This window comes from Binatus sp. (SeqCode) (assembly GCF_036522015.1).
Taxonomy (GTDB): Bacteria; Desulfobacterota; Binatia; order Binatales; family Binataceae; genus Binatus.
Genome location: NZ_DATDGQ010000340.1, coordinates 1 through 10,234, shown reverse-complemented (window position 1 = coordinate 10,234; position 10,234 = coordinate 1). Strand labels below are relative to the sequence as shown.

8 protein-coding genes are annotated in these 10,234 nt (G+C 62.2%); all 8 read right to left on the bottom strand.

Translation table 11 applies throughout. The features are described 5' to 3' along the window. Positions 1-555: ROK family protein (locus tag VIW95_RS14335; protein WP_331587700.1), on the bottom strand; the 555-nt coding region annotated here is incomplete at its 3' end. Positions 556-573: 18 nt separating this feature from the next. Further along, the gene (locus VIW95_RS14330) at positions 574-1,572 is read right to left on the bottom strand and encodes a class 1 fructose-bisphosphatase (protein ID WP_331587698.1); all 999 of its coding nucleotides are present in this window, start codon (positions 1,570-1,572) and stop codon (positions 574-576) included. Between the two features lie 12 nt (positions 1,573-1,584). Continuing rightward, the gene (gene zwf, locus VIW95_RS14325; RefSeq protein ID WP_331587696.1) at positions 1,585-3,123 is read right to left on the bottom strand and encodes a glucose-6-phosphate dehydrogenase; all 1,539 of its coding nucleotides are present in this window, start codon (positions 3,121-3,123) and stop codon (positions 1,585-1,587) included. 27 nt (positions 3,124-3,150) lie between these two features. Next, a complete protein-coding gene (gene gnd / locus VIW95_RS14320; protein ID WP_331587694.1) occupies positions 3,151-4,059 on the bottom strand; it encodes a phosphogluconate dehydrogenase (NAD(+)-dependent, decarboxylating) in 909 nt (302 codons plus the stop codon). Between the two features lie 164 nt (positions 4,060-4,223). Continuing rightward, the gene (locus VIW95_RS14315; protein ID WP_331587692.1) at positions 4,224-4,997 is read right to left on the bottom strand and encodes a hypothetical protein; all 774 of its coding nucleotides are present in this window, start codon (positions 4,995-4,997) and stop codon (positions 4,224-4,226) included. A 14-nt stretch (positions 4,998-5,011) separates the two neighbouring features. Beyond that, positions 5,012-5,881, bottom strand: a complete 870-nt coding sequence (locus VIW95_RS14310) for an FHA domain-containing protein (protein WP_331587690.1) — start codon at positions 5,879-5,881, stop codon at positions 5,012-5,014. Between the two features lie 273 nt (positions 5,882-6,154). Next, positions 6,155-8,527 carry a serine/threonine-protein kinase gene (locus tag VIW95_RS14305; protein ID WP_331587688.1) on the bottom strand — a complete coding sequence of 791 codons (2,373 nt, stop codon included), beginning with the start codon at positions 8,525-8,527 and terminating at the stop codon, positions 6,155-6,157. A gap of 28 nt (positions 8,528-8,555) precedes the next feature. Beyond that, positions 8,556-10,234: Stp1/IreP family PP2C-type Ser/Thr phosphatase (locus VIW95_RS14300; RefSeq protein ID WP_331587686.1), on the bottom strand; the 1,679-nt coding region annotated here is incomplete at its 5' end.

Genomic DNA, 10,234 nt, shown 5'->3' with positions numbered 1-10,234 from the left:
GAATTCGGCCGCGATGAAACGCAGCAGCCCGATCTGCTCTTCGCCGCGCGCCCCGAAATCGCTATGGCCGCCCTCGGACGCGACCGCATAATATTTGTTTTCGTTGTCCTCCCAGACCAGCGCCGCTTCGCCCAACCCGGTCCCAGCGGCGACCACTGCGATGTTGGCGTGCTGAGGTGGATTCTCTGCGCGATGCAGAACCGTGAACTCAGCCGGCGTCAGATGAACCATGCCATACGCCGTCGCGGTCAGATCGTTGATCAAACGAACGGGCACTCCCTTCAGCGCGCGCGAGAGCGAGGCGCTCGAGAGTCGCCACGCGACGTTGGCGGCATGGGCCGCACCGTCGATGACCGGCCCGGGCACGCCCATGCAGGCGGCATTCACCGCCGCGGCTGCGCCGAGGAAATCCGCACAGACCTGTTCGAGACTGGCGAACTGCGCCGTCGCGTAGCGATGCTCGCGCACCAGTTCGAGGGTGCCGGATGAATGCTGAAAGAGCCCGAGATGGGTTTTGGTTCCGCCGACATCGCCGGCCAGGATGAGCCCATCCATCAGAAACCTCGGTTCGCTTCAGCCTTCAACTTTGAACGATTCGGCGAGCGCGACTTCCTCCGCACTGCCGATGTAAATCGGATGCCGCTCGTGGATCGCGGTGGCTGCGATGTCGAGGATTCGACTTTTGCCGGTCGAGCCGCGGCCGCCGGCCTGCTCCGCGAGCATCGAGAGCGGCGCGAGTTCGTACATCAGCCGCAGCTTGCCTTTAGCCTTGCCGCCCTCGGCAACCTCGCCGGGATACATGTAGATTCCGCCTTCGAGCAGGCATCGATGGAAGTCGGCGGCGAATGCACCGCAGTATCTGAGTGAATAGCTGGTACGCTTGTCTTTGCGACTGGTAATATGCGCGAGAAACTTGCGCGCTTCCTCGTGCCACTTGCCCGCGTTAGCCTGATTGACCGCATAGGTAGAGCCGTGACCCGGCATCTTCACATTCTCTTTCCACAGCATGAACTCGCCGAGCGTGCGGTCGAGCGTGAAGACGTCAACTCCGGCGCCCGCGGTATAAACCAACTGTGCAGCAGGCCCATATAGAATATAGCCCGCGATGAGCTGCTGCGTCCCCGGGACGAGGATGTCGTCAATTCCTTTTTGGTGGACGGGCGCGCGTTTCTTGACCGCGAAGATAGTGCCGAGCGAACCGTTTACGTCGGTGTTCGATGATCCGTCGATCGGGTCGTAGAGTATGCAGTAGCTATTGTCGCGGCAGTTGACTGAGTAATGGTGCGGCTCGTCCATTTCCTCGGAAATGAGACTGCATACCGGGTAGCCGTGCTCGAATGCGTCCAGGAAAACCTGGTTGCCCCATTGGTCGAGCTTCTTGACCTTTTCGCCCTGCACGTTGGTCTCGCCGGTGTAGCCGAGCTCGTCGCTGAGACCGGCGGCGGCGAGCTCGCGCGCGATGCGCTTGGCGATCAGCTCGATGCGTTCCATGATGAGCGCGAGGTCTGCGACCGGAATCGCAGTCGCGCTTTTGGTCATGAGGTGACGCGTGAGTGTGATGCCGCCGCTCATCTGCATTCCTTTCTATAGCGTGCGCCAGGTGCGGCCGTCCGCCGCGATCATCAACGCCGCTTCGAGCGGTCCCCAAGAGCCGGCCGCGTAGATTGGTGGATCCATCGGCGACTGATCCCATGCGTCGAGGATCGGTTGCACAAATTTCCACGCTTCTTCGACCGTGTCGCGCCGCATGAAGAGCGTCTGGTCGCCGACGATGACGTCGTTGAGCAGCGTCTCGTACGCCTCGGGCGTCGAAGTCACGTAGTGAAAATCGACTTTGACCTGTTGCAGCTTGGTCTGCGAGCCCGGCACCTTCGACATGATATGCAGCGCGAGACCCTCGTCGGGTTGAATCCTGATGGTCAGCATATTGGGCGCCAGCGGCGCGCGTGGATTCGCGTTATACAGGATTCGGGGCACGTTGTTGAAGTAGATCGCGATCTCGCTCGAGCGCTTGGGCAGGCGCTTGCCGGTGCGCAGGTAGAACGGCACGCCGGCCCATCGCCAGTTGTCGATCCAGCATCGCAGTGCGACAAAAGTTTCGACTTGCGAGTCCGGCGCGATGTGCTCCTCGTCGCGGTATGCTTTGACCGGCACGCCGCCGATGAGACCTTCGCCGTACTGTCCGCGCACGACGCGCTTCTCGATATCCTCGTCACCGAGCGGACGCAGCGCGCGCAGCACGTCGAGCTTCGCATCGCGCATCGACTCGGCGCCAGTGGTATTAGGCGGCTCAGTCGCGATCATGCAGAGCGTTTGCAGCAGATGGCTCTGTACCATGTCGCGCAACGCGCCGGCGTGATCGTAGTACGACGCGCGCGTGCCGACGCCCTCGGCCTCGGCGACAGTGATTTGCACATGATCGACGAAGCGCGCCGTCCAGATCGGCTCGAAGATCGCGTTGGCGAATCGCAACACCATCAGGTTCTCGACAGTTTCCTTGCCGAGATAGTGATCGATTCTGAAAATCTGGCCTTCGTCGAAATGGCGCGCGAGCTCGGCGTTGATTTCCGACGCGCTCGCGAGGTCGGAGCCGATCGGCTTCTCGACCACGACCCTCGTGAACGGATGCCCCTTCTCATGCGGATGAATCAGGCCGGCCGCCGTCAACCCTTCCGAGCAGGTGTCAATGAACGCCGGCGGTATCGCGAAGTAGAAAGCGCGATTGCCTTCGGTGCCGCGCTCCTGGTCAATCGCCTCGCATCGGCGGCGCAGATTCTGATAGTCGGCGGCTTCGGTAAACGAGCCGCGATTGAAATACAGCATCGGGGCGAACTTCGCCCAGTGTTCCTGCTCGACCTTGCGACGCGAGAACTGCTCGATGCCGCTGAGCGCGAACGCGCGATACTTTTCGTCGTCAAGATCCTCCATCGAGAATCCGAGGATCGCGAACTTGTCGGGCAATTCACCGTCGAGCGACAGATTGTACAGTGCGGGAATCAGCTTGCGATGACTCAGGTCGCCGGCGCCGCCGAAAATCACCACGATGCATGGATCGTAGTGGTTGCGCTCCTTGATCGGATGCAGGTGATTGAGGTCGACGCTTCTATTTGCAGCCACAGCCATAAATGACTAACCCTCTAGCTCCCGCGCTTATTCCTTGACGACGCCGTGGCCGCCGAACTCATCGCGAAGGGCGGCGAGCAGTTTCTCGCCGAAGGTTCCCTGGCCTTTGCCGGCGCGCGAGCGAAAGCGCGTGAACAGCGCCATCGTGATCACCGGCATCGAGATGTTTTTGTCGATTGCGTCCTGCACGGCCCAGCGGCCCTCGCCCGAATCCTCGACGTAGCCGCGGATTTGCTTGAGGCCCGGATCTTTCTCGAGCGCGTTGGCCGTCAGCTCCAGCAGCCATGAGCGCACGACGCTGCCCTGGCGCCACAGGTTCGCGATTTTCGTCAAGTCGAGCTTGTAGTCCGACTTGTGCATCGCCTCGAAGCCCTCGGCGTACGCCTGCATCAGTCCGTACTCGATTCCGTTGTGGACCATCTTCACGTAATGACCCGCGCCGTGGCCGCCGACGTGATCGTAGCCGTTGGCGGAGGGCGCGAGAGTTTTGAAAATCGGCTCATAGCGCCGGAAAATTTCCGGCTCGCCGCCGATCATCAGGCAGTAGCCGAGCTTGAGACCCCAGATGCCGCCGCTGGTGCCGGCATCGACCAGATGCAGTTTTTTTGCGGCGAGCAATGCGGCGCGACGGACGTCGTCGTGAAAGTTGGTGTTGCCGCCGTCGATGATCGCGTCGCCGGGCTCGAGCAGTTCCGCGAGTTGGTTGATGGTGCTCTCGGTCGGATCGCCCGCCGGGACCATCACCCACACGCCGCGCGGCGGCTTGAGCCGGGTGACGAGGTCCTTCAGCGAATTGACACCGTCGGCGCCGAAGGTTGAGACTTCCTTGCGTTTTGCATCGTCGAGGTCGAACGCGACAATCTGATGGTTGTCGCGCCGCAGCCGCTCGACCATGTTCATCCCCATTTTGCCCAGACCAACGAATCCGATTTCCATCCAGCGTGTTCCCTCTTGACGGACGACGATACGATCCGGATTTGGGCCGCGCGGCGAGGACTGTGAAGCATTACCCGCGCACGCCCCGGTAATTCACTATCCGGCGCTCGATCTAAGCTATTCCAACAAACCGGTTGTTCAAAGACCGCGCTGGAACCGCACGGCTAATGGGATTTTATGTCGTCTTCGAGCATCAGGTTGCGCAAGTCCTGGCGCTGAAAGATCGCCGCGACCGAGCGCGTCAGCGCGACCGACAGCACCTGGCCCGGCTCGTCGTAGATGCCGGCTTCGTCCTCGGAGCCGAGACCGAATGAGCCGACCGGCGGGTCATAGTAGGTGTCGGTGGTGCTTCCGGTCCAGAACGGGACGCTGAAGGGCGGCTTATAAATCGAGACGTCGAGCGCAACGTCGGCGACCGTGCGCCAGACGGGACCATACTGGCCATTTGCGTTGCGGGCCTTCTTCACCCAGCATCGCCGAATCTTGCTTTCGAGCACGTATTCGGCGGTGTTCTTAACTCCTGGTTTGTAGGTGACGTCGCTGGACGACGACGCGCTCAGGCCTGCCTCATCCGCCGAGCGCCCGATCGCTTGCTGGATTATCGGGCCGAGCGCCGAGCTGTACAATCGTTCGGTTACGGCCCCCGATTGATCGTCAACCACGCCGATTGCGGGATTGCCGTTCAGCGGCGCACCGTTGGCGGTCGCATCGCGTGCGTCGGCGGGTATCAGGATCTGGATGGTCTTTTTGGGGTAACTGTTTTGGTATCCCTTGACCTGGTACGGGTAGTACTCGAGGGTCTGGACCGAGGTCGTGGGCGCCGCGGGCGTGCCGCCTCCCTGGTTGACGGTCGAACATCCCGCAAACATCGAAGTTAGAATCGAAACGGTCGTGATGAGGAGCGCGATTCGGGTTCTGAACGTCGGCTGGCTCCCCACGACCGCCCAGCCCCTTATCGATTCGCCGCCTGGGACCGCTCTCGGAAGAGAAACAGCGTGCCGCCAACCTCGAGCCGATCGCCGCTCTTGAGCGCGTAGCGGCCCGCCACCGGCTGTCGATTAATGAATATCTGGCCGCCGGTCGGACTGATGACAAAATTTTTGCCCTCGCGCCGGATGATCGCATGACTGCCGAGCACGCTCTGATCGCCGAACAATCCGATGTCGCTTTCCTCGGCACGGCCGATAATCGTCACGCCTTTGAGCAGCGGATATTCGCGCCCCTCGCGCGCGTTGCGGCTTTGGCTCCGCACGACCATCAGCCAGCCGCGCTTGAGCAACTCGCCGACCAGACCGATGAAAAATCCGATCAGCGCGCCAAGAATAATGATCGCAATCGCGCGTCCGAACGCCTGCGGAAAGGTGGTCGTCAGGCTCTGGTAGAAAAATCCACCGACCGCGCCGCCGAGCACGCCGCCGATAGCGCCATTGCGCCGCCGCGCCGCCGATCCCGACGCCGAGCCAACGCCGAGTCCGACCGCGATTCCGAGTACGCCCCATCCGAGGATTCGCCCGTTGAGCCCGCCCAGTACGTCGAATGCAAATTCGCCGGTCAGCAACCCCAGCGCTCCGCCGACCGCGCCGATAGCGCCGCCGAGCACGAATCGTCGCGCTGCCTGGCGCACCTGGCCGACGCTGAGCGTTTCGATCGAAGCGAGAAACGCGCTGATCAGCGCGCCGATCAGTGCGCCGAATAAAATGTCGCGGCCGTAAACCCAGCGGATACCGAGGATTGGCTCCGAGAGCCCCCATGCCGCGAAGCCGCCAAGCGCGCCGGCGGCGGCGTAGAAGAGAAGTTTTTCGCGGGAGACGTTACTCGCCATCTGTAGTCCTCAGCATTGCGCGTGCTTGGGTCAGGTACAAGCGCAAATCTCAATTGTGTGGTGACGATGCATGGGTGCAGGTCGATGCGGGATAACCTAACCCCTAACCCCCTTCCCTCGAGGGAAGGGGAACAATCGCGGAAAGAAATCTCCTCTCTTCTAACAGGGACTAAGTCCCGCATCTTCGTTTTTGTAATAGATACTGTGTGCAGGGGTCACCCCTGCCGAAGGAAGTTCGAAACCCACCGTGGGTTTCAAATTAAATTAGCTCTTTTAGTTGGTCCGGGTGACCCAGGTGCCGCGCTCTCCCGACGGTGTCGATTCGAAAGTGCCGCTGATCTGATCGTTGTTGCGGGCGCCTTCGAAGTAATAAGTCTCGGTGCCGTACGGGACCTGGAACTGCAGATGGTCGCCGCGCACGTATCCGTCGATCGCCGTCATGCCGAAGCCTGACTGATGAATCACCAGCTCGCCGAGCAGGAAGCCGTTGGGCTGCGGACGTAGCCGCAAATCCATCTCGGGATTACCGCCGCTGCGGAGACCGCTGATAGTGCCGGTGGCGATCGTCGGCCCGAGAAGGTTGCCTGAAGACCTCGATCCGCCCATCGTGCCGCCGATCGCGCCGCCGGTGCCCGGGTAAGACGCGTAGGGACTCGGGTTGGCGTCGGCGACAACTTCGAATTTCTTCGCGTCGAAGTATTGGCCGTTCAAATAAAAGTTGACCGTGTAGGTCCCGGGCAGAAACGCGCCGCCGCGCGAGTTGCCGACCCGTCCGCTGAAGGTCACCGTCTTCATGCTCGGCGAGACCGGCTGAAAGTCGTTGACGCTGCCGAGCGTGCGCCCATCCGGCCCGATATACGCCGCATCGACGCGGTATTGGCCGGGCTCCAGCTTGTAGAGCCGGTTCTCGAAGCTGACCTGCCACCCAATGAACAGCACCTTCGACACGCTGAAAGAATCAGTCGTGCCCGACAGCGCGGTACCCGTCTTGGTGGTGTTGAGAAAGCTGATGGCGCGAAGCTGCAGCGGCTTGGCGCGACGCTCGTCGATCATCGCGAGCTTGCGCGCTTCTTCATCGCGCTTGCGCTCCTCCGCTTTCGCCGCCGCCGCGGCCGCCGCCTCGCTAGCCGCGGCCGCGTTCTTCGCGCTCACGTCCTGATTGACGACAAAGGTTTCCTGCGTGAGCATCTTGTCGTCCGAGTAAAGCGCGACCTTGTAGGTGCCGGGGGGCTTGGCGGTCATGGTCGGCATCAGCGCGACGCCGCTGAAGTCGGCGGTTTGCTGCGCGGGTCCGACAAAAATATTGGTGTCGCTCGAGGCGATCTGAAGTCCGTTGGGATCGTAAAAGCGCGCCTCGACTTTCTCGTCGCGCCCTTCCAGCCCCGCGAGCAGATTCTTGAAGGTCGCCGTCCATTTCAGGTAGCGCGCGTTGGTGAGATCGGTGTCGTTGAACCTGGCTTGCGGCGGCGCGAGCGCGTTGCCCTCCCGCGTCGAGAGCGCCAGCGTCATGGTCGAAAATTCGAGCGGATTCTCGCGCGCCTTGGCCAGCAACTCCTCATGCTTCCACGGCAGCCCGTCGAACAGCGGCTTGAGTCCGAACCGCATTTGGAGTTCCGGATTTGAATAAAGGTAGGTCCCGCCGAATGCGGCTCCGGCCAGCACGATCAGAAAAATTACCAGGCCAATCGAGCGGCGCAGCCCGCTGCGAGGCTCGCGATGAGTGAACGGCTCGTCTTCGAACTCGAGTTGTTCCCGGTACTGCGACAGGCCGCCGGTTCCGCTGGTCGAGTTCACGCGCGCGCTGTCGAGGCCGCGTCCGTAGAGCATCATGTCGCGGAATTCCTGGATGCGCCCCGGCCGCCCGTCCATCTCGTACGCGAGCGCCGCATCGATAGCACCCGCAAGGTTGCTCGACACGGCAGGGCGAAGATCGCGCACCGGTGGAAAGCTGAACGGCGGGAACTTTTCCGGATCGCGGCCGGTCAGCACGTAATGCAACGTCGCGCCCAGTGAATAAATGTCGCTGCGCGGATCGACCAGGCCCTGGTACTGCTCCGGCGGCGCGAATCCGAGCGTGCCGATCATCGTGCCCTTGCGCGCCGCCTTGAACAGCCGCGCGATTCCGAAGTCCACCAGCACCACCCGTCCGTTCGAATTGAGCATCACGTTGGACGGCTTCATGTCGCGGTAGATTATGGGCGGCACCAGCCCGTGCAGGTACCCGAGCACGTCGCACAACTGGCGCGCGATATCGATCACCAGCCCCTCGGGGAGCGGCTCGCCGCGCACCGCTAGTTCCTCTTCGAGGTTGCGTCCCTCGACATACTCCATCACCAGGTAGTGTCGATTGGCGAGCTCGAAGCGGTCGGTGATCGCGGGAATCGCCTGATGCTTCAGTTGCGCGAGCGTGTCGGCCTCGCGCGCGAAATATTCGTTGGCCTCGATCCGCTGCGCCTGATCGATAAAGTGATCGACCATCTCTTTGATCGCGCACGGACGATTGGCCAGGCGCTGATCGCGCGCGAGATAAACCATGCCCATCCCGCCGCCGCCGAGCAGCCGGTCGATCGCGTAGCGGCCCTGCAGGATGGTGCCGGGCGCGAGCGGTCCAGTTTGCTGCGGCGTGTCTTTGGGCGAGGTTGCCATCGGTTAAGCGCCGGCGCGGCGGCCGCGCCTAGCTTGCATACACTACGATCACTGAAATGTTGTCGGTACCGCCGCCGGCGTTGGCCGCGACGATTAATTCGCGCGCCGCGTCGAACGGATCCGGGTTGCGGGTCAGGATGTCGCGGAGCTGCGGGTCCATGACGTGCGCCGTCAGCCCGTCGCTGCAGAGCACCATCTTGTCCCCTCGTTTCAGCTTTAGCGCGAGCGCCTCGGCGCCCGGCGGTCCGCTCTGCCGCGCGCCGAGCGAGCGCGTGATCACGTTTTTGTGCTCGTGCGTATGCGCTTCCTCTGCGGTTATCTGACCGATTTCGACCAGCCGCTGCACCAGAGAATGATCCTTCGTGATCTGCCGAAGCGTCGTGCCTTCCATCAGATACCCGCGGCTGTCTCCGACCCACGCCACGGCGGCGTCGGCGGCAGTAACCAGTGCGCAGACGCCAGTCGAACCCATTCCGCGCGACTCCGGATGGCTCGCCACATATTCGATAATTTTAGAATTCGCTTCTTCGAGAGCGCCCGTCAGCAACTCCGCTCCGTTTTTAACTTCTCCAGGTGCGGTATCGAGCCGGGCTTCAATGTAACTCCGGATTGTCTGGACGGCAATTGCAGAAGCGACTTCGCCGGCCTCCGCGCCGCCCATCCCGTCGGCCACGACGTACAAATAACACTGCGCCGGCTCAACCATCGACTCGCGCGTATACTCGACCGCCAGCACCGAGTCCTCGTTATGCTCGCGCACGCGGCCAACGTCAGTCATCGCCGCGGTGCGCAGCCGAATCGTGCTGCCGAGCGCAATCAGCTCGGCCTTGAACTCGTCGATGGTCGGCCAGCGATCCTTGGGATTGAAAGCGATCGCGCGGCGAATCGCATTCTCCAGCCGCGGCGTAACGACGTGCGGCGGATAGAATTGCACCGGACCTGCCTCTTCGCGCCAGCTCTCGCTCGGAATCCTCGCGCCGGTCAGCCATGTGTAGAGAATCGCGCCGGCGGAAAAAATATCCGCGCGCTTGTCCACCCGCTTGCCGCGATAAATCTCGGGCGCGGTATAGCCGTCGTTGAAAATCGGCTCGCCTTGAAGCTCGTTGTCGTTGCTCACGTAGTCCAGCCCCGTGAGCTTGATTCGCCCGTCTTTCGAAAGCGAAAGCGACTCGGGGCAGATGTCGTTCAGGCGCAGCGCCTTGCGATGCACGAACGAAATCGCCTGGCAGATCTGCACCGCAGCCGCGATCGCTTCCGGCTCGCTCATCTTCTGTGAACCGCGGCGCAGCGGCTTAAGTTCCTCGTCGGCATACACCAGGTACACGCGGCCGTTCTCCGCGAATCCCTCCGTCGCCCGCTGAAACGCGGGATGACTCATAATCTGCGACAGCGCGAGCACGCGCCCAAAGACCTCGCCGAGATCGTCGCCGAACGCCGGCGATCCATCTTCATGCGCGCCGTCTTCGCCCGCGGAATCTTCCTGAGTTTCGGCAACTACCGCCGCTTCAGCCGCTTCGCTCTCTTCATCTGGAGATGCAGTCTCCGCGGCCTCCGCCAGAGCTTCGGCGGTTGGACTTGCTTCCGCTTCGACGGCAGATTGTACGCCCTCCCCCGACGCATCCGCACTCGCCGACTTCGCCGTTTGAGAATTGGCGTGCGGTTGTGGTGATGGCGACGCGGTCCCGTTAGTCTGCGCTGCTGGCGGCT

What these genes read in the sequence shown, in the direction of transcription:
- gnd (WP_331587694.1), bottom strand. Translation starts at nt 4,059, where the DNA reads ATGGAAATCGGATTCGTTGGTCTGGGCAAAATGGGGATGAACATGGTC.
- zwf (WP_331587696.1), bottom strand. Translation starts at nt 3,123, where the DNA reads ATGGCTGTGGCTGCAAATAGAAGCGTCGACCTCAATCACCTGCATCCG.
- VIW95_RS14310 (WP_331587690.1), bottom strand. Translation starts at nt 5,881, where the DNA reads ATGGCGAGTAACGTCTCCCGCGAAAAACTTCTCTTCTACGCCGCCGCC.
- VIW95_RS14330 (WP_331587698.1), bottom strand. Translation starts at nt 1,572, where the DNA reads ATGAGCGGCGGCATCACACTCACGCGTCACCTCATGACCAAAAGCGCG.
- VIW95_RS14305 (WP_331587688.1), bottom strand. Translation starts at nt 8,527, where the DNA reads ATGGCAACCTCGCCCAAAGACACGCCGCAGCAAACTGGACCGCTCGCG.